The organism is Algoriphagus sp. 4150, from assembly GCF_031457395.1.
GTDB lineage: Bacteria > Bacteroidota > Bacteroidia > Cytophagales > Cyclobacteriaceae > Algoriphagus.
In genome coordinates, this window is the sequence record NZ_JAVDWS010000001.1 from 522,002 (window position 1) to 543,379 (window position 21,378).

The 21,378-nt window shown below is 42.4% G+C and carries 14 protein-coding genes; 9 read left to right on the forward strand and 5 right to left on the reverse strand.

Translation table 11 applies throughout. The features are described from left to right. The 3 genes from J2X69_RS02265 to J2X69_RS02275 all read left to right on the forward strand — a co-directional run bounded on the left by J2X69_RS02265 (position 1) and on the right by J2X69_RS02275 (position 3,894). A complete protein-coding gene (locus J2X69_RS02265) occupies positions 1-516 on the forward strand; it encodes an acyl-CoA thioesterase (protein ID WP_310097783.1) in 516 nt (171 codons plus the stop codon). Positions 517-889: 373 nt separating this feature from the next. Beyond that, on the forward strand, positions 890-1,477 hold the full coding sequence (locus tag J2X69_RS02270) for a hypothetical protein (protein ID WP_310097786.1): 588 nt from the start codon (positions 890-892) through the stop codon (positions 1,475-1,477). A gap of 1,130 nt (positions 1,478-2,607) precedes the next feature. Next, the gene (locus J2X69_RS02275) at positions 2,608-3,894 is read left to right on the forward strand and encodes a nucleoside transporter C-terminal domain-containing protein (protein ID WP_310097789.1); all 1,287 of its coding nucleotides are present in this window, start codon (positions 2,608-2,610) and stop codon (positions 3,892-3,894) included. A 477-nt stretch (positions 3,895-4,371) separates the two neighbouring features. Here the strand turns inward: J2X69_RS02275 and J2X69_RS02280 are convergent, their stop codons facing one another. The 5 genes from J2X69_RS02280 to J2X69_RS02300 all read right to left on the reverse strand — a co-directional run bounded on the left by J2X69_RS02280 (position 4,372) and on the right by J2X69_RS02300 (position 10,987). Then, the gene (locus tag J2X69_RS02280) at positions 4,372-5,850 is read right to left on the reverse strand and encodes a M28 family peptidase (protein WP_310097792.1); all 1,479 of its coding nucleotides are present in this window, start codon (positions 5,848-5,850) and stop codon (positions 4,372-4,374) included. A gap of 62 nt (positions 5,851-5,912) precedes the next feature. Then, positions 5,913-6,647, reverse strand: coding sequence for an RluA family pseudouridine synthase (locus J2X69_RS02285; protein ID WP_310097796.1), 735 nt, complete (start codon positions 6,645-6,647; stop codon positions 5,913-5,915). 194 nt (positions 6,648-6,841) lie between these two features. Then, complete coding sequence (gene mnmA, locus J2X69_RS02290) at positions 6,842-8,056, reverse strand: tRNA 2-thiouridine(34) synthase MnmA (protein WP_310097799.1); 1,215 nt, start codon at positions 8,054-8,056, stop codon at positions 6,842-6,844. Positions 8,057-8,338: 282 nt separating this feature from the next. Next, positions 8,339-9,619 (reverse strand): serine hydrolase domain-containing protein, encoded by a 1,281-nt coding sequence (locus J2X69_RS02295; RefSeq protein WP_310097803.1) that lies wholly within the window; start codon positions 9,617-9,619, stop codon positions 8,339-8,341. A gap of 693 nt (positions 9,620-10,312) precedes the next feature. Continuing rightward, positions 10,313-10,987 (reverse strand): ROK family protein, encoded by a 675-nt coding sequence (locus J2X69_RS02300; RefSeq protein ID WP_310097806.1) that lies wholly within the window; start codon positions 10,985-10,987, stop codon positions 10,313-10,315. A 248-nt stretch (positions 10,988-11,235) separates the two neighbouring features. Between J2X69_RS02300 and J2X69_RS02305 the strand changes: the two genes are divergently transcribed. The 6 genes from J2X69_RS02305 (at position 11,236) to J2X69_RS02330 (ending at position 21,133) form a co-directional block, all read left to right on the forward strand. Further along, positions 11,236-14,580, forward strand: coding sequence for a transglutaminase family protein (locus J2X69_RS02305; RefSeq protein WP_310097809.1), 3,345 nt, complete (start codon positions 11,236-11,238; stop codon positions 14,578-14,580). Positions 14,581-14,620: 40 nt separating this feature from the next. Then, entirely contained in the window at positions 14,621-17,161 is a 2,541-nt protein-coding gene (locus J2X69_RS02310) for a circularly permuted type 2 ATP-grasp protein (RefSeq protein WP_310097811.1), read from the forward strand. Positions 17,162-17,276: 115 nt separating this feature from the next. After that, positions 17,277-18,158: a transglutaminase family protein gene (locus J2X69_RS02315; RefSeq protein ID WP_310097814.1), complete on the forward strand. Its 882-nt coding sequence runs from the start codon at positions 17,277-17,279 to the stop codon at positions 18,156-18,158. A 222-nt stretch (positions 18,159-18,380) separates the two neighbouring features. Continuing rightward, entirely contained in the window at positions 18,381-19,235 is an 855-nt protein-coding gene (locus J2X69_RS02320; RefSeq protein ID WP_310097818.1) for a helix-turn-helix transcriptional regulator, read from the forward strand. A 78-nt stretch (positions 19,236-19,313) separates the two neighbouring features. Next, entirely contained in the window at positions 19,314-20,024 is a 711-nt protein-coding gene (locus J2X69_RS02325; RefSeq protein WP_310097821.1) for an FAD-binding oxidoreductase, read from the forward strand. Positions 20,025-20,215: 191 nt separating this feature from the next. Next, positions 20,216-21,133 (forward strand): cation diffusion facilitator family transporter, encoded by a 918-nt coding sequence (locus J2X69_RS02330; RefSeq protein WP_310097824.1) that lies wholly within the window; start codon positions 20,216-20,218, stop codon positions 21,131-21,133. Positions 21,134-21,378: the final 245 nt, after the last annotated feature.

A 21,378-nucleotide genomic window follows, 5' to 3' on the forward strand; every position in this document is an offset into this window, starting at 1 on the left:
ATGTTTGAATTTAATCCGGAGAAACATTACCCAAAGGAAACGGAAAGCAGAGTTCTGATTAGGTTTCAGGATTGTGATCCGCTCCGTCACCTGAACAATGCCAAGTATTTCGATTACTTCTTTAACGCCCGGGAAGATCAGGTACCAAAGCTCTATGGAGTAGAGATGATGGATTTCATCAAAAAATACCAAGCGGCCTGGGTGATATACAACCACAATATATCCTATGTGAAGCCTGCGATGGTGGGAGAGTGGGTACGGATCAAGAGCCGTATCATCTGCCATAATCACAATACGGTGATTTTGGAGTATTACATGACAGATGATAGTGAGAAGCAATTGAAGACACTCTTGTGGACCACGATGCGCTATGTGACTCTGGCAGAAGGTAAATCTACGGATCATACCGGAGCGGTGAATGAATTTCTCACTGCAACCTCAATGAACTTAGATATAAGCGGAATTCAGATTAAAGACCGGGTAAAAGCAGTTGCTCAAGAGCTTAGAAAGTTTTGATATAGATCAAATTTCTGTATCTCAGCGAACAAGACCTGTACAGGAGCGTACAGGTCTTGTTTTTTTAAACTAGTTAATATTAATCACTTATAATTAATTGAGAAATTTATTTTTTTGAATAGCTACAATAAAATGTAACCCTTAATTACCGATCAAACACTATGAACTGTTCGGTGATAATACATTTTTTGAGGAAATCGATCACTATTAGACTATTTTAATTAGTAAAATAACCTAATTACCAAATTATATTTTGTGAAAATGTTAATTTTTGCAAATAAGATAACTTGTCAAAACAGTGTGAAATGGCCCTTGGAGATCAGTTGGTACATGGTTCGCACAAGGGAAAGCATAACTCTAAACCAACAATGTTATGAAAACCTTATTCACATTCGCACTGGCCGGACTTTTAGCGACCGGTACATTTGCAGCTAACGACCTTGAAGATTTAAAAGCAAATTCAACAGTTAACGCTACTTACAAAAAAATAAACGTGCACCTCAAAGAAGGTGTCGGTAAAGCAAAAATTGTCATTTTCGATATGAATGGAAAAAGACTTCATTCACGTTCCGTAAAAGCTAAGGAGGATTTGATTGTCCCGTACAATATGAACAGTCTTCCCTGTGGAGAGTATCGGGTAATGATTTCGACTGAGGACGAAGAAGTCACCTATACTGTAGAAACAGTGGAAAAGGAGGAGCCGGCTCCTTTGGTATATCCGCTGATGGCTTATGGTAAAAAAGTAGATAAAAATACAATTAACCTCTTGGTTGTGGGCTTGGAAGAAGCCGGTGTAGATGTTAAAATCAAAAAAGTGATTGACAATAAAGTCGTGTATAAAGAAATAGTAGATCAGCCCGAAGGCTTCCGCAAAGACTACAGGTTAAATGGCGTTCAAGCTGAGGATGTGTATTTGGAAGTAACAGACATCAAAGGGAGAACAAAAACGATTTATTTTTGAATTTCTAAACCGGCTTCTTTCTACTGAGACCCTGAATCATTTGATTTGGGGTTTTTGCTTTTACCACATAGAAAGCATAGAGCTGATCTGACTGGAAGAGAGATTAATTTCTCGTTCGCTGTGAGCTCACTCACGGAAAGATGGTTATTGAAGGCTGATAGCGATGATACGAACAGCGGTTATAACGATGATGGCGTCAGAAAGACAGTGGGTCTTTGGTCTTAGCACTTTATGCACTTTGTTCCTTTTGTGGTGAAAAATGATAACCGGAAAGTCCATAAAGCGCCTGGTCTACCTTGAGAGCGAGTCTATATTTCTCAAAAAAACTATGAGTGCTATGATTCTATGTGGTTTGAATAGCTTTACCGCATAGGAGTCCACCAAGGAACGCAAAGGTTAGAGCAGGCTTTTCCTTGATCATTGAATTTGAAAATTGATCATTGCTCATTTTTTTTTACCACATAGCCACATAGAAAAGCATAGAAATGATCTGACTAGATGTGAGATTAATTTCTCAGTCTCTGTGAACTCACTCATAGAAAGACGGCTATTGAAGGTCATTGATGATGACCCGCCTACCGGAGGGCAGGTGCGAACGGCGGCCATGACGATGATGGCGTCAGAAAGACAGTGGGTCTTTGGTCTTAGCACTTTATGCACTTTGTTTCTTTTGTGGTGAGTAATGATAACCGGAAAGTCCATAAAGCGCCTGGTCTACCTTGAGAGCGAGTCTATATTTCTCAAAAAAACTATGAGTGCTATGATTCTATGTGGTTTGAATAGCTTTACCGCATAGGAGTCCACCAAGGAACACAAAGGTTAGAGCAGGCTTTTCCTTGCTCATTGAATTTGAAAATTGAAAATTGATCATTTTTTTAACTACATAGATAGGAGTTTGTCTTTCAATAAGTCTAATTCATGAGACATTTTAGCCTTAACCCTTATAACCCTTAACCCTTAATCTTTTAACCTTTAATCAATTTTAAACAGACTGCTTTCTGTGGCTGGACACTTTTTACCTTATAATTTACCCCCTAACTCTCATTTTCACTGTCATCCTCCTAATCCAAGATTGTTTTATGATCCTGCGTTCCTTATTTTTAGAGCTTATTATGCACTAATTTTATTGAATGGATTACTTAAGGGGAGTTTTTGGTCTGGCCGTCATCGTTTTGGTGGCTTTTGTTTTTTCTAGCAATAAGAAAAGAATTGACTGGAGATTAGTTGGAATCGGGATCTTATTACAATTGGTTTTTGGTTTTCTAATCACCCAAGTGCCCATCGTAGAAAGTGCCTTTGCGATGGTTAGTAGGGGGTTTGTGAAGTTTCTGAGCTTTAGCCGTGATGGTGCAGCGTTTATTTTTGGGGATTTGGCAGGAGATAGCTATGGCTTCATCTTCGCTTTTCAAGTGCTCCCCACCATTATATTTTTCTCTACAGTTTCCGCAGGATTATATTATTTGGGAATTCTACAAAAAGTAGTTTTCGGAATAGCTTGGGTGATGGCGAGAACTATGCGCCTTTCAGGACCGGAGAGTTTGTCTGCAGCCGGAAATATATTTCTGGGACAGACAGAAGCCCCGCTTTTGGTTCGTCCTTTTATTCCCCAGATGAGTAAATCTGAATTGATGTGTTTGATGACCGGTGGAATGGCTACAATTGCGGGTGGAGTATTGGCCGGTTACGTGGCTTTTTTGGGAGGAGACAGCTTGGAAGAGCAAAGTAAATTTGCAGCATATCTTCTGGGAGCCAGTATCATGAATGCACCTGCGGCTATCGTGATGTCCAAGATATTTATCCCCGAAGTAGAGAAAGAACGGGTGCAGGAGAAGCTGCAGGTAAACGAAGAAGCTATGGGAGTAAACCTGATTGATGCCATGTCGATAGGGGCTTCTGAAGGATTAAAACTGGCCTTAAACGTGGGAGCAATGCTTCTTGCATTTATAGCGGTGATCGCAGCGGTAAATTACCTTTTGATGGGAATATTGGGTGATGTCACCGGTCTGAACGAATTTGTGGTAAATAGCACGGGAGGGCAGTTCAAGGGCTTCTCATTGGAATATCTTTTCGGACAGATTTTCAGGGTATTTGCTTGGGTGATCGGAGTGGAATGGGCGGACACGCTTCAGGTAGGAAGTTTGCTGGGCCAGAAAACCGTTATCAACGAATTTGTAGCTTATCTGAGTCTTTCCGAAATGAAGGCGATGGGAAGTCTGAGCCCCAAGTCCATTGTGATCGCAACTTATGCCCTTTGTGGATTTTCCAACTTTAGTTCTATTGCAATTCAGCTGGGAGGTATCGCCATTATAGCTCCAAATCAACAGGCAAATATTAGCCGATTGGGCCTCAAATCATTACTTGCAGCTTCACTTGCCTGTCTGATGACGGCTACGATTGCGGGAATGTTGTTTGGATGATTTTAGAGTAGCAAGTAGTAGAGCTAGTAGCTAGTATCAAGAAGCTAGTATCAAGAAGCAAGAGACAAGACCCATGAGTCAAGAGAGAAAAGTCTAGTGACCAGACCAGCGAACTCCCCCTTGGATTGATGACTTGGTTTGGAAAAATAAATTTGGGTAAAGGGGGCTAGGGGGGGGTATAGAGTATTGGTTAGCAAGTAGTTAGTATCAAGAAACAAGTGGCCGGAGTCAACTGATTTAATTGAGAAATTTCATTCAGAACTCTTGCCTCATAAGGTGATATAAATGTGCCCATTTAAATCCAAGTGTGTGATTAAGTAAAACACTAAGTTGTGCTCTCAGTGTAACCCTCCGTGATCTCGGCGGTTAAAACATTTCTGAAAAAGAGGTAGCAAATTGAATCCCTCGGATCTTTACTTACTACCTCTCACTTTTTACCGGATAAACGCTACTTACAAATCCTTCGATTTACAGCAATTACTCCTTTTCTCCATAAAGCTTTTTACCAGCCTCTTCGTACTTATCTCCCGTCACCCACATAGGTTGATTGGCTGCATTGGCGATGTTTTGAGCTGCAAGAATATAAGATTTCCAATAAAGCGTCACATAATCCAAGTCAACGGAATCTACTTCATCTGCAGCTTTGTGGTAGTATTTATTGATCTCATCATCGAAAGCAGTGAAGCCAAGACTGAAAGTAGGAGCGGGAATTCCTTCTTTTGCGAAGTTTACATTGTCTGATCTATCGTAAAGTCCCTGCTCCGGAGCTGGGTCTGCCAGCGCTTTCAAACCGAAATCCTCTACAGCTTCAATGACCAAATGATCTCCGGTGGTTCTTCCCAAACCAATGACAGTAATAATTGTAGTGTCATTATAACCTGCGCCGTCGATGTTTAGATTGTATATAATCTGATTGAGAGGTATCAATGGATTTTCGGCAAAATACCTACTGCCCAGCAAACCTTTCTCTTCCGCAGTCCACAGCGCCAATAGGACAGATCGTTTTGGAGGATTTTCGGCAAAAAACTTAGCTGCATTCATTACTGCAACAGTTCCAATGGCATTGTCACGTGCACCATTATAGATAGAATCACCGGTCTCATCAGGTCGGCCTATTCCTATATGGTCATAGTGTGCAGAAAGCATCACATACTCATTTTTCAGATCTTTGTCCGTTCCTTCTATCCAGGCCACTACATTTTTGCCATCTACAGGTGTGTTGATTTTACCTTCGATTTCCAGAACTGCTGATTTGGCTTTTCCGGTAGCGATTTCCTTTGGAAGTGCATTCGAAAGGTCTTTTACCCAGATGTATGGGAGTTTGCCTGAATCACCGTTATCAATACCCATTTGGGCACGGTTCAGGTAATTAGAAATCAACTGCCATGGAATGGAAGGAATGTTGAATCGCTCGATCAGAGCCACTGCACCTTGCTTCTTTGCATTTGCAGTTTTCTCACCGCCCAAAGCAAACAAATCAGCCGGGCTCATTTTATCCGGAGCACCTACGCTACTGACAGCTATTTTTCCTGTCAGATCCTTACCTTCAAAATCTTCGGGCATACCAAACCCCACATCCACCAATTCATAGGTGCCACTCAGCGATTCTCCGTCCAACACAAGTAGATCAATACCTTGGCTGTAGCTGGAGTCACCCATGGTCACTTTACCTTTGGAAGGGGGAGAGGAGAGTCGGAAAGGAATATTTTGAAAATAGCCATCCGCTCCTGGAACAGGTTTTGCACCGGCATCTTCTAATTGCTTCGCTATAAAATTATATGCCAAAGCCATTTCAGGACTGGCGGGTTCTCTGCCTTTCAGCTCATCGGATGCCAGATAGGTTAGCTCTTCAATTGCAGCTTTTTCATCGAACTCTTTATCAATTTTTTTCTTTTGTGCTTCAGCTACAAAAGTCACGGCTAATAATAGGCTAAGGCCTAAAAGTGATTTTTCCATAGGGTTTATATATTGTGCTTTCTAAAGTAATTCAATTTTTCGAAATGCTTTCTCTTAGTTCTTCAAAGGGTTTTTGACCAGCCCAGATCTTTCCTTGTTTTCTCAAAATGAACAGGAAGCGGGGCCATTATTGAGAGGATTTCGAAGGAGATTGGATGTTTGAATTCCAATTTTTCCGCATGTAAAAGTAGATTTTCCAAGCCGAATTGCTTCTCGAAAAACTGGTTTTGCTTGTTGTCTCCATGCTTCTTATCGCCAAGGATATAATGCCTCAAATGCGCCAAATGTCTTCGGATCTGATGGGTTCGCCCGGTTTCTGGTTTCAGTTCCAGTAAACTGTAGCGGCTGGTAGGGTATCTTCCTGTGGTATCAAAAGGTATCTCAGCCTCTGCCAAAACTTGGTAATGTGTTTGGGCTTCCTGCATTCTTCCGGAGCGCTCGCTTTTCAACGGATGATCGATTAGGCCTGATTTGATCGTCGGTATTCCCCGTACGATCGCCAGATAGGTTTTTTGTACAGAGCGATCAGCAAACTGCTCTTTGAGCAGAGGTAGGATTTCTTCTTTCTTGGAGAAAAGCAATACGCCGCTCGTAGGTCTGTCCAGTCTATGAACCGGAGATACATGCTGACCAATCTGATCACGGAGCAATTGCAAAGCAAAGACGGTTTCTTTCGCAGCTATGGATGTTCGGTGGACAAGCAGGCCGGAAGGCTTATTGATGGCAATCAGGTATTCGTCTTCGAATAGGATTTCTAGCACAGGTGAATTTGGAATTGGTGGATCAAATTGGTTCAATTCTTCTGACCTACCTGACCGGTAGGCAGGCTTGGACCTTCGTTATGCTGTCTCATGATTGTTAGCTATAATGAGTTCGGATAATTCAGGCAGTCTGAAGACTGCAGTAGGATAAGCACAAGTCGTAAGACTTGCGCTTATGGAGGACTCGCGCTAGTGGGGCAATGTAAACCGTAAATCAAAATTCTAAAGTCCTAGAATATTGTCCCCGAACCTATACATTCCTCTCCATCGTACCAAGCCACAAATTGACCGGAAGCCACGCCTTTTTGTGGCTGATCGAAGATGACGTAAAGGCCATTTTCTTTCCGGATCAGCGTAGCTCCACTTAGGGGCTGGCGATAGCGGATCCGGGCTTCATATCTGGCGGTTTCACCTACTTTGAGTTTTAGATCTTCACGTATCCAGTGTATGTCTTCAGTTTTGACGAAAAGCCCCTCACGGAGTAATCCAGGATGAGTTTCTCCCAAACCTGTGTAAATCACATTTTCGACTGTGTCTGTGGAGATCACAAATAAAGGTTTTCCCGTACCTCCTACATGAAGCCCTTTGCGTTGCCCTACGGTAAAGTAGTGAGCTCCATTATGCTCACCAAGCATTTTTCCCTGATCCTGAGAGTAATGAATGGGTAGGGAAATGGCATCCAGCGTTTCTTGATTGTATTCATTAGGAGCTATTCCGGCGGGAACTTGGAGTTGCTGATAAACAGCCAGCTCTTCCGGTATTTGGATGATTTTACCCTTTTTCGGCTTTAGCTGCTGCTGTAGAAAATCAGGCAGACGTACTTTTCCGATGAAGCATAGCCCCTGACTGTCCTTTTTATCTGCAGTAATCAGATCCATTTCTTTTGCTTTTTTCCTTACATCGGGCTTCTGCATATGACCGATGGGAAACAATGCCTTACTTAATTGACTTTGGTTCAATTGACATAGGAAATAGCTCTGATCTTTGTTTGGATCCGCACCTGCAAGTAGTTGATATACTGTTTTTCCGTCTGCACCAATGGTTTCATCTTTCCGGCAATAATGCCCCGTAGCCACAAAGTCTGCTTTTAGCTTCTCGGCAGCTTTCAGGAAAATATCAAATTTGATCTCTCTGTTGCAAAGGATATCCGGATTGGGAGTTCTGCCTGCTTTGTATTCGGCAAACATATAATCCACGATTCTGTCCTTGTATTCTTCGCTGAGATCTATTGCTTGGAAGGGAATTCCCAATTTCTCTGCCACCAGCATCGCATCGGTGGAATCTTCCATCCAGGGACACTCATTGGAAATGGTGACGGATTCATCGTGCCAGTTTTTCATAAACATTCCGATGACTTCGTAGCCTTGCTCGATGAGGAGTTGAGCGGCGACGGAACTATCGACCCCTCCGGAGAGGCCGACTACTACTCTTGGTCTTGTCTTCATGTGCTGTAATAAGTAATGGATTCAAGGTCCATTAGGTTACAATGTGCTCAGAACATCATTTCTTCTAAAATTGGTTCTGAATAGGACAAAGTTAATCGAAAACCAGTGTTAAGTTATGTATTAATTGTGGTTGAATTTTCCGCAATCCAACTTAGTCAAAAGATGTCGTTCGTGAGCACGAACGATGGCGGAAGATTTGGGAGCCTATCTTACCTAATATATCGTTTGGGAGACTCGAACGGGGACTTCTTTGAAAACTTACAGGTTTTGATTAACAGTACGTTAGTTCGATTCTGCGGACTTGTATTTTCCATAAACAGCATCCTTGAATTTTTTATGGAGCCCGATTCCATCGTAAGGAAAAAGCTGGACAAAGAGCACGGCAGTAATTTCATTAACAGGATCCACCCAGAAAAGCGTGCTGGCAGCTCCATCCCAAAAGAATTCTCCTACAGTTCCTGTAATCTCCTCAGCACTGCCGGGAGGTGCGACCCGTACTGCAAAGTCGATTCCAAAGCCAACCTTACCTTTCGTGGGCAGCCAAGATCTTTCAGTTACTGAGTCAGGAAGATGATTGGTAGCCATCAGTTCTACCGTTTCAGGCTTGAGAATTCTTGCTTCTCCAAATTCCCCCTTATGAACCAGCATTCTGGCAAAAGTCATGTAATCATCCAAAGTTGAGGTCAGTCCGAAACCACCGGGAGTCAAAGGATATTCATTTATATTAAAATTATGAGCTTCTTCATTTGGGATTTTCTCCAACTGGCCTTCCCCCGTTCTTCTATAGGAGGATGCCAAACGACTTCGGTCGGCTTCGGGGACGAAGTACCTGGTTTCATTCATTTTCAATGGATTGAGAACATGTTCTTGCACATATTCCTTATAAGGCACTCCTGCGATTCTTTCTACCAAAAAAGCCTGCACATCCACTGACTGACCATATTCCCATTGTGTGCCGGGTTGAAACCAAAGTGGAACCTCTCCAATCCGCTTAGCCATTTCGGTTAAAGTAATCTCAAAACTTCTAGGATCTTTTTCTTCGAGAATCTGACTCAATCCGGGGATATCGGCTCTATTTGGAAATCCGGCGGTATGTCGGGTAATATCCCGAATGGTAACCGGACGGTCAGCTGCTACAAGCTTGATGTTTCCGTTTTCATCCACACCATCGTATACTTTCATATTGGCAAATTCGGGAGCATAGTGTGCCAAAGAATCATCCAATTGAAATTCCCCTTCTTCATACAGGGTCATCAATGCAACACCTGTAATCGGCTTGGTCATAGAATATATCTGCACAATGGTACTTCTATCCATTTTAACTTGATTTTCTCTGTCAGCATAGCCAAAAGCATTAAAATAGGCTTCCTGATCCTTTTCAAAAATCAATGCTGAAACTCCGGCAATATTTCCGCTTTCGACAAAGCTTGATAGGGTAGAGTCAATCCTGGCTCGAACCTGATCGTCTACTATCAGATTATCGACGGATTCTTGCTCTGGCTTTTGTTGACAACTGCCGAAAAAAATCAGGATTGCACAAGAATAAAGAAATAGCTGTTTCATCTGATTATAATTTGATTTTTAAAGGACAGATAGCCTGTCCCGTCCGCCGCGGCGGATCGGGAGAATCTCGCTGGGTTTATAATCATCCCTCTCCCGAAGCAGGTTCGGGACAAGTTGTGTGTCGTCTTCGACATGCTCGATTTCATAGGTTTGGGTTTTAGATTGGTTGGCTGATTGAGTATTGGTATTCAATCAGTTTGGAAAATACGAAAAAACAGACTGAAACCTAAACTTGCTTAGTAGGCCGTAGACTTTGCTACCAATGGAGGATTATGTTTTTAAGAGAACTCTTGTCAGTCCGAAGGGAAAGTCGAGGATAATAATTTACAAATGAAAGGCTTCGACTTCCCGCCAAGGCGAGGCAAGCTGCTACCAATGACGGAATTCAAAAAAGCGTGCAAATGTTATGTCAGTCCGAGCGGAGTCGAGGACCCTTCGACTCAGCTCAGGGTGACCCAACTTTATTTCTACATCACTTTCCGTCATTATTCATTTGTAAATCTTAAATTTTTCTTACTCATCCTGACACCGTCACCTCCTTTTTGTATGTTTCACAAATAGTTGTAACTCAGGCAGACATAGTTTTGGTCCACCTAGTAATTATAATATCTCTGACCTTTGCGCTTTCTTTGTGTGCTTCGTGGCTAAAATTAGACTTTCAGAAAAAAACATAACTCCTCTAATTCTAAAAGCTTACAGTTTAAAATCCTCCTCCCAGAATTTAAAACCGCCTTTGAATGCATTATCGTTAGTTCCCAACCTGCATCCTTCGGGAATAGTGGTAAGTAATTTTGAATTTCCACCTCCGAGTAAAATGTCTTCAGGCTGAAATGCTGCGCGGAATATTTCCACTGTTTTCAGTACATTTTTCTCCCATCTTTTTGAACCACTTTTGGTCAGGTATTCTTTGCCTACGTACTCTTCAAATGTTTTTTTCTTGAATGGGAGATGTCCTCCTTCAATGGGAATGATGGTGTTATGGTGAACTATTGCCGTTCCTAATCCGGTACCCAAGCCAAGGAATAGGAGCTTTTTGCCTTCATAACTTCCAAGAGCCTGCATGGCGGCATCGTTGATTATTTTAATGGGACAATTGAAGGCAGCTTGATAATCAAATGTATTCCAACCTTCACCGAGATTTACAGGTTCAGAGACTATTCTGTTGTCCTTTACTACACCCGGAAAACCAATTGTAATCATATCGAACTCCCATTGGGAAGCATTTTCCTTCACCAGCTCCACCATTTCTTCCGGTTTAAAATCAGCTCCGGACGGGATTTTAATACGTTCAGCTGCCCCCGTTGCCAGAATTTTCACATTTGAACCACCGATATCAATCACAAGGATTTTCTTTCTGTTTTTTTCCATCCATTGAAACTAAATAGAAATGTTTAATTACCGAAACAGATTTTGATTCAATTCAGAAATTTGCCCACAAACTGCTTTAGTATAACGCAAATATAATTTTGGCTTAAAATGATTTTTCTTCCGGCATATGCTGTGATGTCGCATTTCTTGCTTTAAATTACAGCTAATACCGGCACCCCAGATAACCCAAATCATTTTATCCAACGAATGATTTGATCCGTTTTGAACCAGAGTTTTACACCAAGCCTATGTCTATCAAAGTTGCCATTCGGCATTATACCAAGTACGAGTACGATCATCATATCAGCCTAAGTCCTCAAGTGATTCGATTGCGTCCTGCACCGCATTCACGGACATATATTAAGGGTTACTCTTTGAATATCAAGCCGGAGAATCACTTTATCAATTGGCAGCAAGATCCTTTTGGCAATTATCTCGCACGGGTAGTTTTCCCTGAAAAAGTGAAGTTTTTTGAGATTGATGTGGAAGTGATCGCCGATATGGTGGTGATCAATCCCTTCGATTTTTTTGTGGATGACTATGCCTCGAAATTCCCTTTTGACTATGAAGAAAGCCTGAAAGTACAGCTAGGGCCATATCTGGAGATCAAGGAAAAGGATCCTTTGCTGATGAAGTTGGTGGAAAAAGCCAAAGCATTGATTACCGAAGATATTATTACGGTAGATTACCTGGTAGCGATCAATGCGATGATCAATCAGGAACTCAAATACAATGTACGTATGGAACCGGGAGTGCAATCCTGCAGTGAAACACTGACCATAGGTTCAGGTTCTTGCCGGGATTTTGCATGGCTCTTAGTTCAGGTTCTCCGTCATGTGGGTCTTGCTTCACGGTTTGCTTCGGGTTACTTGGTGCAGCTGACTGCTGATGAAAAATCCTTGGATGGACCATCGGGACCGGAAGCTGATTTTACGGATTTGCATGCTTGGACTGAAGTGTATGTACCCGGTGCAGGGTGGATAGGATTAGATTCTACTTCCGGATTGTTTGCCGGAGAAGGGCATATTCCCCTTGCCTGTACTCCAAATCCTCAGGATGCAGCACCGATCTCCGGCTTGGCTGAGCCAGCTGAGACGGAGTTTTTCTTCAAGAATGAAGTGACCAGAATTGAAGAAACACCCCGGGTGACCAAACCCTACTCGGAGGAGCAATGGGAGCAAATCCTCGCTGTAGGGGATACTGTAGACGAAGATTTGGTCGCCAATGATGTAAGGCTTACGATGGGAGGGGAACCGACTTTCGTTTCAGTTGACAATCAGGATGCTCCCGAGTGGAATTCCACAGCTGATGGAGCCCATAAACGAAGTCTTTCGAACACGCTTTTTCACAAACTTAAGGGAGAATTCGGTACCGGAGCCTTGATGCAATATGGTCAGGGGAAATGGTACCCCGGTGAACCTTTGCCCCGCTGGAAACTCGCCTGCTTCTGGAGAAAGGACGGAAAACCAATGTGGCACAACGATGCCTTGATGGCCGATCTGTCAAAGGACTATGGCATGGGAGACAAGGATGCGGAGAAGTTTATGGCTGAGCTGGTTTCACAACTGAATCTTGACAAAAGCAATTTGACGCCGTTGTATGAGGACCCATTTTACTTTATTTGGCAGGAAGGGAAAGTTCCTGTAAATATAGACCCGTATAAATATGATTTGAAATCTCCTCTTGAGCGTCAGAAACTAGCGGAATTGCTCAATGAAGGTCTGGATAAACCTGTCGCATTTTCTATTCCTCTCGAATGGGATTTGGAGGAAGGTGCCTGGCAAAGCTGTCGCTGGAGATTTAGACGTAAGGATTTGTTCTTGATGCCGGGAAATTCTCCTGCCGGATTACGATTGCCTTTGGACTCGATTGAGTTTACGCCTCCTGAAGAAGAACCGATTAAACCAGAAACAGACTTGTTTGCAGAGGTTCCTGCATTGCCTGATTCTGAAATTAAATCAACAGAATTTAAAGTAGGTCCCAAGAATTCTAAGCGGATTTTCAAGACTTCCCTGGTTGTGGAAGTAAGAGAAGGAAAGTTGTTTGTGTTTTTCCCTCCGCTCAATCTTATTGAAAATTACTTGGATTTGGTCAGTGCGGTGGAACGTACGGCCGAAAAGTTACAGCTCCCAATTTTGATAGAAGGATATGATCCGCCTTCAGACAAGCGGATCGAAAAAATGATGATTACCCCGGATCCGGGAGTAATCGAAGTAAACATTCAGCCTGCGAAAAGCTGGAAGGAAATCACTGCCAATTATGGGATACTTTACGAAAAAGCTAGGGAATCACGTCTGATCAGCGAGAAATTCAATGTAGATGGAAAGCACACCGGAACCGGCGGTGGTAATCACATTACCCTTGGTGGCTCGTCACCGGAGAATAGCCCATTGCTAAGGAGACCTGATGTACTGAGGAGTTTCATTACCTATTGGCAGCATCACCCTTCCTTGTCCTACTTGTTTTCCACACAATTTATCGGGCCGACCAGCCAGGCACCTCGCGTGGACGAAGGCAGAGATGACATGCTGTATGAGTTAGAGTTGGCATTTCAGCAAGTCCCTGACGGAAAGGAAAATGAGATTCCATTCTGGATGGTGGATAGGATCTTTAGAAACTTGCTGGTGGACATCACCGGTAATACGCACCGGGCTGAGTTTTGCATTGATAAACTTTACTCTCCCGATTCCAGCACAGGAAGACTGGGGATCTTGGAATTCAGGGGATTTGACATGCCTCCCCATTATAGGATGAGCATGGTGCAGCTGCTGCTTATCAGAGCATTGATGAGTTGGTTTTGGAAAGAACCCTATACTCACAAGCTTGTGCGCTGGGGTACATCTTTGCATGATAAGTTTCTGCTTCCGCATTATTGTGAGAAAGACATGAAAGAGATTGTGGCTGATCTGAAAGGTGCCGGATACAATTTTGACATTGCTTGGTTCGATCCTTTCTTTTCTTTCCGTTTTCCTTTCATTGGAGAGCTTCAAGTGGATGATATTCATGTTGATCTGAAAATGGCAATTGAGCCGTGGCATGTGCTGGGAGAAGAAATGTCCAGCACAGGGACAGCCCGCTACGTAGATTCTTCTTTGGAGAGATTACAGGTGAAAATCTCGGGGTTGACAGACTCCAGGTATCATTTGCTTTGTAACGGACATAGGATTCCTTTGAAAAATACAGGAGTCCAAGGAGAATATGTTGCCGGTATACGATACCGTGCATGGCAGCCATATTCTGCATTGCATCCTACCATCGGTATTGACACACCATTGGTGATTGATTTGTATGATACCTGGACAAAGAAGTCGGTAGCGGCCTGCCAATACCATGTAGTTCACCCGGGAGGGAGGAGCTACGATAATTTCCCTATAAACAGCAATGAAGCAGAATCCCGTCGGATTTCACGGTTTTTTGACTTTGGTCACACCATAACCCCAGCAGCCGCTGAACCGAAAACTGTAAAGGATGACCAGAAATCAGGAAGGTATATTACCAAGGTGAATTTGGAAACAACTTATGATGACTCACCCGAGATAGTTAATCCTGAATTTCCTTATACAATGGATCTCAGACGATATAAAAAGCGATAATTGTTTATTATTTCAGAGTTATTTAGTTCAATTTTGAGGCATGATTGAGTCTTATCTTATTGACAAAATGTTCAATAATGCTCCGTTTCTTGATGAAATGGCGACCGACCAAGGAAAAATACATCCTCACTGGGGGCGATTGGCAAAATATTATGAACAAATCGGACCTGACAAAATGGGACTGTTTCATGAAGAAGTGGGTCGCCAACTTCGTGAGAACGGGGTTACTTACAATGTCTATGGAGATCCCGGTGGGATGAACAGACCGTGGATTTTGGATCCCGTTCCCATGGTATTCAGCAGTGAAGAATGGGAGGGGATTGAGAAAGGATTGCTTCAGCGTACAGAATTGTTGAATCTAGTTCTCAGTGATTTATATGGAGAACAAACCTTGATTAAAGAGGGACATGTTCCTTTTGAATTGATCTATAATCACGGTGGATTTTTGAGACAGGCTCACAATATCAAATTGGATGGTGACCAGCAGCTCATCCAGTATTCTTCTGATCTAGCCCGTGGTCCCAATGGGAAGATGTGGGTACTTCACGATCGTACCGATGCTCCCTCAGGTGCTGGATATACCTTCGAAAACCGGGCTGCGATGACACGGGTATTTCCCGAGTTGATCCGTGAGAATCATGCCCGTAAAATCACTTCCTATTACCAGACTTTCAAAAACACGCTTAGCAATCTAACCACAAACAATAAAGAAAATCCCAGGGTAGTTTTATTGTCTCCAGGGCCTACAAATGAGACCTTTTTTGAGCATGCTTACATCTCCTCTTTTATGGGGTTTACACTTGCCTTCGGCGAAGATCTTACTGTAAGTGATGGCTATGTATGGCTGAAGACTATCAAGGGCTTGGAAAAAGTGGATGTGATTATCCGTAGGGTGGATGATGTGTTTTGTGATCCGTTGGAATTTAAAAATGATTCGCATCTGGGAGTCGTGGGGCTGATGGAAGCGGTAAGACAGCGAAAAGTACTGGTAATTAACCCACTGGGATGCAGGTTGCTGGAGAATCCCGGTTTAATGGCTTTTCTGCCTAAAATCAGCAAGCATCTGCTGGGCGAAGATCTTATTTTGCCCTCGGTAGCTACTTGGTGGTGTGGACAGCCGAAGGAAATGAAATACGTGTTTGAAAAAATAGATTCTCTGGTGATCCGAAATATATATCGGGGTACTCAAAAGAAATCTGTTTTTGGAGGTGACCTGTCGAAAGCCGAGTTGGAAGTCCTAAAAAGGGAAATCCGCCGAAGTCCGTATATGTACGTGGGACAGGAAATGGTGGAGTTCTCTACCACGCCTTCTTGGATCAACAATAAACTGGAAGCCAGAAATGCTGTATTCAGAAGCTATGTGGTCGCTGATTCGGAAAACAAAAGCTACAAAGTAATGCCCGGAGGATTGTCCAGAAGTTCACCTACTAAGGGAGCATTTCTGGTGTCAAATCAAACAGGCGGAATCAGCAAGGACACTTGGGTGCTGGGAAAAGGAAAAGATGTCACTGTTCCTACGGTGAAGACGATAAAAGCTCAACCGTTGGTTCGCAATGTGCTGCCCAGTCGTACAGGTGAGCGTCTGTTTTGGTTAGGCAGGTATTTGGAGAGATCGGCCTATGCCGTGCGTTTGATGCGGATGACTTTATTGTCGTATAACGAAGCCGATGAGGATATACATATTTATGAGAATCCTGTATTGAGCACACTGCTGCAAACACTCACTGTGATGACAGGCACGCTGCCGGGCTTTACGCTGAAAAAGAACCTAAAAAATCCAGAACCGGAATTGCTTGCTTTGGTTCATGATGTGGATAAGATGGGTAGTTTGGCCTATTCCATCCAAAGTTTCCTTACAAATGCTTATTCCGTTCGGGATAGATTGAGTTTGGATACCTGGAGGATTTTGGATAGCATTTCGGAAGAGCTGGCCCGTATGCGTAAATCGGATTCTACGCTAACACAAGCTTATCAAAGCTTGGATAATATGGTAGTGAAATTGATGGCTTTTTATGGGCTGAATATTGATAATATGACCCGTGAGCCTACTTGGCACTTGTTGAATATCGGAAGATTTATTGAGTCAGCTGCGAATAACTGCCTGATTCTAAAAGGTATGCTGAGCATTTCTTTTGATATAGAATCCAATAAGGAGTTGATGGAAGATACCTTGCGGTGCAATGAAAGTTTGGTCACCTACCGCTATCGCTACAGGTCCAATCTGGAAATGCACGGTGTATTGAGTTTATTGATTTTGCATGAGGATAACCCCAGATCTTTGATCTTTCAATTATTGGAGATTGATCATCACTTGAAGACACTTCCAAACCAAGATGAAAAAGAACTCTTCAGCATGGAGCGGAAGAAATTGCTGGAAGCTATCACTAAGATAAGGCTCTGTGATATTGATCTTATTTCTATACCTAATGAGCTAACTCATGAATTTGATGAGTTGAGGTCTCTTTTGGATCAGATAATTGGGCTTTTACACGAGACTTCTGATTCGATCTATGAGAAATATTTCAGTCATACAGATTCAAGGTACAGTATGATTCAATCCTCTGTAATTCCGGAAATATGAAATCGAGTCTGCCTACGGTCATACAGAGATGATCCCGTACCTATGGAAACACACAGGGGGATGTTTATTAACCGTGCGAGATTCCATATGGCCATTGAAAAACAATTATAATCATATGAAATATAAAGTCACACATATCACAGATTACATTTACGAATTTCCGGCTACGCTGTGCCACAACTTAATGTTTCAGATTCCTCCCAATCTACCATTTCAGGATGTGGAAGAATACAGCTGTGATATAAGCCCAAAGCCAAGCTCAGAAATGGAACGGGTAGATTTTTTTGGAAACAAGTATCTGTATTTCTCTGTGGAAAGATCACATAAGAATCTCAATGTCACCTCCAAAAGTGTGGTATCTCTCTCTTCTCCGTCTTGGATGGACATAGAACCGGCTGAGACCATGCCTTGGGAGGAGGTGGTAGATTTGCTTCACACTACCGCTATTTCTGCGGATGTCAGGCAGTACTACTTGGAATCGAACCACGTTCAATTCGTAGAAGGGATTCGCCAATATACCTTGAAATCCTTCACTCCGGGACGTGCAATAATGGAAGCCATGCTGGATCTTAATACCCGGATATTTACTGATTTTGCTTTTACTCCCGGCTTCTCAGATATCAGTACACCGCTGGAGAAAGTATTCAAACACAGGAAAGGAGTATGTCAGGATTTTGCGCATTTTTCACTTGCATGTTTACGGATAATAGGTCTGGCAGCTCGATATGTAAGTGGCTATTTAGAGACTTTACCTCCTCCGGGCAAACCTAAGTTGATTGGTGCGGATGCTTCCCATGCGTGGATTGCTGTATATATTCCAGGCCATGATTGGGTGGAGTTTGATGCTACGAATAATTTATTGGTGAACAATAAGCACATTAGAGTAGCAGTAGGAAGGGATTTTGCTGATGTGACTCCACTAAAAGGGATAGTTTACAGCGGAAGTGAGCAGGAGATGAAAGTGAGTGTGGACGTAAGGAATCTTGAGAAGGTGTAATCTTTCCGTGAGCCTCCCTGTTGAAGGTAAGCATCCTCCTGTCAACGCTCATTTCTAGGCTATAATAAGGGTCAGCGGACAATAATCTTTTCTCTCAACCTTCAGTAGGAGCATGAAAAAGTTGGTTTTATTCTAATCCGGATCCAACGTAAAACGGTATGGTTTATCTCAATGAGCTATAAGCATCTATAATTACCTTTAACGCTCTTAATGGTATAGAAAATGCCCCGAAACAAGAAAACAATACCTGTGCATTCCCTCCCTGAAAAATATAGAGGAGGAATTGTCGTGGACAGAAGGTCTATGGATAACTTTCCGTTGGAAGAAGCAAGCGATGCTCACCGGCACGATTATCATTTTTTTATTATACAGGAAAAAGGCACGACAACTTTTGAAATTGATTTCAAAAAGCACAGCATCAAAGGAGCAACTGTAGTCTACATTCACCCAAATCAGGTACACCGATTTTTAAAAACCAAGGAAGCCGTCTTCATTGGCCTTCTAATCAATAATGAAAATCTAAACGCAGAATACCTGAATCTACTGGAGGAAATTGTCCCTGCGGATCCATTAGCTCTTAAAGGGGAACTTTTGTCGGCAATGACCGATACAGCTGCCTTATGTATAAAAGCCGCTCAGCGAAAACCGGATATCTTATATCACACTTTTCTGAAAGACATGTGTAATGCACTGGTAGCATTGATCCTTTCCCATTATCTGGAAAAGGTAAAACCTGTAGAAAAATTTTCACGCTTTGAAACAGTTTCAAAAGCGTTTAAAATTTCTTTGGAGAAGAATTTTATCAATCTAAAAAAACCGGCTGAATACGCTAAACTCTTAAATATATCCCCATCTTATTTGAATGAGTGTGTCAAAAATGCAACTGGGAATTCTGTTTCACATCTTATACAGCAGCGTGTTATCTTGGAAGCCAAACGCTTGCTTTATCACTCCAATAAATCGGTAAAAGAAATCGCGGCTGAATTAGGCTACGATGATTACCCTTATTTTTCCCGGGTTTTTTCAAAAATTGCAGGAATGACTGCACTCACCTTTCGCAACAAAAACCTCGATTAGTCCAATATCTACCCTGTATAAGTATTTCCTGTAGTTGGAATACCCAGTTCCTTTGCATTGAAACAACTAGGGCAGACAATGATTTCAAGCATACCAAAGTGGGTGGGGAATTTATTTGAAGATACACTTCGCCCCAACGTGAAGATTATAGCATCTTCTTATTTAAGTCCACAGATGAAACTAATACGTTTTCAGGGGGATATATCAAATATGAGTTTCCGGATAGGATACGCAAATGTGATCCGCGTAAGTGAAACGGAGTTCAGGAACTACACAGTAGCCTATTACGATAGCAAAAATGGTGTTTTGGACATTATTTTTCATATTCACAGAAAGGGTGTTGGAAGTCTATACATAGACTCTTTAGACGTAAATGATGAATTGTACATCAGTCCGCCCAGAGGGAAAAAGTTGTTCAGTCCCGACATTAAGCAACAGGTATTCTTTGGCGACGAAACCTCCATCGGGCTTGCCTGTTCGGCTCTTCCCACTCTAAAAAGAAATAAACATCAATACCGATTCTTATTTGAGCTGGAAGATGAAAACAGAAATGTTCCCCTTCTGCTGGGATTGGAAAACGTCACGGTATTCTCAAAAAAAGATACTTTCAGAAATGATAAATGGGTAAGTGATTTATCAATTTTCAAAACAGGGGATTGGAAGGATGCAAGTTTTGTTTTGACTGGGAATGTAAAATCAGTTCAAACTTTCAGAAAGGTTTTAAAAGATAAGACCACGGGCAAAATACGTGCTCAAGGCTATTGGCTTGAAGGTAAAAAAGGATTATAAAATATAAGTTTAGGTATTCCGCTTTTCTGCCGGTAAAGAGACTAAAGCATTATAGGATTTGGAAAACACTAGCGTCGAGGCCACTTCGGCCAGTCCGCTGTAGCGGATCACCTGTCATCCCCGCCTGCCGTTATACCAAAGAAAATGAGGCTACTGGCATCATTGCGGATAATCATATAAAATTAAATACAATGGCACATTCACATAATCACACGGACAGTAAAGGTCTGTCATTGGCCTTTTGGCTTAATGTTTTGTTCTCAATAATCGAAGTAGTCGGCGGAATACTTACCAACTCCACCGCTATCCTTGCGGATGCATTTCACGATTTTGCAGATGCTATTGCCATTGGCTTGGCAGTGCTGTTAGAAAAACTTTCAGGGAAGAAGCGTACACCCGGGTTCTCCTACGGATACAAGAGATTTTCCTTGTTATCGGCCATCGGTATGTCGCTATTTCTACTGATAGGTGCCGTATTTATGTGTGTCAGCGCATATTCCTCATTCATCGATCCGAAAATAGTAGATGGAAAAGGAATGCTGTATTTGGCGATTTTAGGTATTGCCGTAAATGGCTTTGCTTTTTTGAGAATTAAAAGAGCAAATGGGCATTCCCATCATTCGGGACACAGCCATTCGCACGATGCTGATTTTAACAGGAAAGCAATAATGTTACACTTGTTGGAAGATGTTTTAGGCTGGGTTGCTGTCTTAATTGGAGCTGTCGTGATCTATTTTACAGGATGGTATTGGGTAGACGGAGTGTTGGCTATTGCAATCGCGATTTTCATAGGCTATAACGCAACGATAAATTTAATTTCCACAATGAAAATTTTAATGCAAGCCGTTCCCGAAAACGTGGATATAAAGAAGCTTTCTGATGAATTGCTTCAAATCCCCTGCATTGAAAACATCCACGACATCCATATATGGACCTTGGAAGGAAACTACCACATCGGCTCACTGCATGCAGTTGTCAATGCTATTGACAAAAATAGAGAAGTGGATATTCTTCCGTCTATTTTGCAGGTAATGGATAAATATAAAATCCAACACCCAACGGTGCAAATAGAAACAAGTAGGAGTGATTGTAGTCTCGTAAGCTGCTAAAGGATAAGAAATCGAGCTTGCCTGAGTCCAGACAGGTATGACCCCGTACCTATGGGGACACACACTGGAATGATTATCAGCCATGCGAGATTCTCCCGAATCGAGTTCGGGAAAGGCTATTCCGTTTCCTTCGTCAGGGGACAGGTTATGACCTCTTAAAACAAATTATAAACAGATGAATGGACAGGCGCGGAACGGTCACTGTCCAAGAGCATGATGAGGGGTTCAATTAATGGCCGAAGACT

What these genes read in the sequence shown, in the direction of transcription:
- J2X69_RS02265 (WP_310097783.1), top strand. Translation starts at nt 1, where the DNA reads ATGTTTGAATTTAATCCGGAGAAACATTACCCAAAGGAAACGGAAAGC.
- J2X69_RS02270 (WP_310097786.1), top strand. Translation starts at nt 890, where the DNA reads ATGAAAACCTTATTCACATTCGCACTGGCCGGACTTTTAGCGACCGGT.
- J2X69_RS02275 (WP_310097789.1), top strand. Translation starts at nt 2,608, where the DNA reads ATGGATTACTTAAGGGGAGTTTTTGGTCTGGCCGTCATCGTTTTGGTG.
- J2X69_RS02280 (WP_310097792.1), bottom strand. Translation starts at nt 5,850, where the DNA reads ATGGAAAAATCACTTTTAGGCCTTAGCCTATTATTAGCCGTGACTTTT.
- mnmA (WP_310097799.1), bottom strand. Translation starts at nt 8,056, where the DNA reads ATGAAGACAAGACCAAGAGTAGTAGTCGGCCTCTCCGGAGGGGTCGAT.
- J2X69_RS02295 (WP_310097803.1), bottom strand. Translation starts at nt 9,619, where the DNA reads ATGAAACAGCTATTTCTTTATTCTTGTGCAATCCTGATTTTTTTCGGC.
- J2X69_RS02300 (WP_310097806.1), bottom strand. Translation starts at nt 10,987, where the DNA reads ATGGAAAAAAACAGAAAGAAAATCCTTGTGATTGATATCGGTGGTTCA.
- J2X69_RS02305 (WP_310097809.1), top strand. Translation starts at nt 11,236, where the DNA reads ATGTCTATCAAAGTTGCCATTCGGCATTATACCAAGTACGAGTACGAT.
- J2X69_RS02310 (WP_310097811.1), top strand. Translation starts at nt 14,621, where the DNA reads ATGATTGAGTCTTATCTTATTGACAAAATGTTCAATAATGCTCCGTTT.
- J2X69_RS02315 (WP_310097814.1), top strand. Translation starts at nt 17,277, where the DNA reads ATGAAATATAAAGTCACACATATCACAGATTACATTTACGAATTTCCG.
- J2X69_RS02320 (WP_310097818.1), top strand. Translation starts at nt 18,381, where the DNA reads ATGCCCCGAAACAAGAAAACAATACCTGTGCATTCCCTCCCTGAAAAA.
- J2X69_RS02325 (WP_310097821.1), top strand. Translation starts at nt 19,314, where the DNA reads ATGATTTCAAGCATACCAAAGTGGGTGGGGAATTTATTTGAAGATACA.
- J2X69_RS02330 (WP_310097824.1), top strand. Translation starts at nt 20,216, where the DNA reads ATGGCACATTCACATAATCACACGGACAGTAAAGGTCTGTCATTGGCC.